Consider the following 2,474-nt stretch of genomic DNA (forward strand, 5'->3'; position numbering starts at 1 on the left):
CCGTGGGTGCGACATGAAGTCGCATAGATAATTGTTAGAATGATACTTACGAGTATCAGCTTTAACCCGCTGTTCCGTCAGCGGTAGCCTACCGACCAATGCACCTTAATGTTGTATTAAGCGGTTGGGACAAAGTACACTTTCCGAAAGGACAAGACAGAACCGTGAGGGAAAGTCAAGTGCGGTTAGTATCATACCGTAGAGTGGCGAGGCTGGATAGTATGGTTAGCGTAAGCGAACTGTTAGTAAACTTCGTAATGTCACGAAAGAGTGTAAGATACTGGTACACTCTTCCCAAAAGGGAAGCGGTCAGTTAATCCTCTCCATGGTAGGATTACACGGATATAAGCACCGCCGGAGGATGAGACAGAACCTAACCTATCCGTTAGTTATCTATGTGGAACATGGTAAGCCTGTATATCTCCTGTCATGTCAAAATGACAGGTAAGCTGACAGCAATGGAAGCTGAACGGTGTGCAGGTATAAGACAACAGAAAAAGCGAATGCCGTTCTGTAATGGAACGGATACGGATTGAGCCGACATCACGAGTTGATTTGGGCGACATCACCCGACACGAAAGTGGGCAGACTTCTGTGACAATATTCGGGAGGCAAGATACCCGACTGTTGTCTAATGGTAATTCTTTACAATTAACTTTTAGAACTTTCAAAAGAAGGAATGCAAATGAACGAAAACAAAACATCGTGTGCACCTGCTGACAATCAGCTGACACTTTGGGACAGCATAGACTGGACCAAGGCAGAGTTGGCTGTCAGAAAGCTACAAGCACGTATTGTAAAGGCTCAAAAGGACGGCAGACACAATAAGGTGAAAGCCTTACAGTGGACGCTGACCCACTCTTTTTACGCAAAAGCCTTAGCCGTAAAGAGAGTAACTTCTAACGGAGGTGGCAACACCCCTGGGGTTGACATGGAGACATGGGATAAACCCGAAACAAAAATGCAAGCAATAAACGACCTCAGACGCAGAGGCTATCAGCCGAAGCCCCTGAGAAGAGTTCACATCAAAAAGAGCAATGGCAAACTGCGCCCATTGGGAATACCGACAATGAAAGACAGAGCCATGCAAGCACTCTACCTCATGGCATTGGAACCAGTGTCCGAAACTACAGCCGATACTCGTTCATACGGGTTCCGCAAGGAACGCCGCTGTATGGACGCTGTAATGCAATGCCATAATATTCTCCGAAAAGGCTATTCTCCCGAATGGATTTTGGAGGGTGACATCAAAGGATGCTTCGACCATATCAGCCACGAATGGCTACTCGCCAACATCCCTATGGACAAGGCGATGCTCCGCAAATGGTTGAAATGCGGCTATATCTTCAACAAACAGATGTTCCCGACGGAGGAGGGTACACCACAAGGAGGTATAATCTCCCCGACGCTTGCCAATATGGCATTGGATGGATTGCAGAAAGTTCTCGCAGAGAGGTATAAAAGAAGAACCATAAAAGGGAAACATTATTCCCCCATGGTGAATTTGGTACGCTATGCCGATGATTTTATCATCACCTGCGAGAACAGGGAAACGCTTGAGAACGAAATCAAACCATTGGTTGCCGAATTCATGGCTGAAAGAGGTTTAACCTTATCAGAAGAAAAGACTGTGATAACCAATGTCCGTGACGGGTTCGATTTTCTCGGTTTCAACATCCGCAAATACGGTAATGAAATATTGACCAAGCCGACCAAGAAAGCCGAAAAACGCTTTATGGAGAATATTCGTAAGGTGATAAAAGGCAACAAGGGTTGCAGGCAGGAGTCCTTAATCAGAATGTTGAATGCTAAAATCCGAGGATGGGGAGCATACTATCAGCATGGCGCAACGCGTGATTCCTTTCACAGAATTGACCATCAGATATTCCTCTCCCTATGGCAATGGGCTAAACGTCGCCACTCCAAGAAAGGAAAGCGATGGATTAAAGACCGCTATTGGCATAATATCCGAGGTAACAGTTGGACTTTTGCAGCCAAGTTCAAGAAATCAAATGGAAAGGAAGACCAACTAACACTGTTGACTTTGACTTCCTCGTTCCCCTTTCTGCAATATACGCAGATAAAAGGAGATATGAATCCGTTTGACGTGGACTGTCGTTTATACTTCAACCAAAGAATGAAGTCGAAAATGCTTGTTTCACTGAAAGGGCGTAAGTCTTTGCTTCACCTATGGGAAAAGCAGGGTAGAAAATGTCCAATATGTGGTGAGCCGATAAACACGCACAAGGCATGGAATGTGATGCCTACCGTCCAAAACGGACGAAAATGCAACCTATTGGTTCATGACAAATGTTTCAAATTATCCCGCAAATCCAATGACAACAACAAGAAGTAATATGAGCCGGTCTCTATATAAGAATAGGGATTTGGAAAAGCTTGAGCCGTATGAGGGGAAACTCTCAAGTACGGTTCTTAGGGGGGAAGAGGGCAGTAATGCCCCTGACCTACCCGAT

Annotated in this window: 1 protein-coding gene; it reads left to right on the top strand. The window is 45.4% G+C overall.

The window, feature by feature from the left end; translation table 11 throughout:
* Positions 1-685: 685 nt before the first annotated feature.
* Positions 686-2,356, top strand: coding sequence for a group II intron reverse transcriptase/maturase (gene ltrA / locus JCM12259_RS12605; RefSeq protein WP_025066705.1), 1,671 nt, complete (start codon positions 686-688; stop codon positions 2,354-2,356).
* The last annotated feature ends 118 nt before the right edge of the window (positions 2,357-2,474 follow it).

It is taken from the genome of Hoylesella enoeca JCM 12259, assembly GCF_000613405.1.
Classification (GTDB): Bacteria; Bacteroidota; Bacteroidia; order Bacteroidales; family Bacteroidaceae; genus Prevotella; species Prevotella enoeca.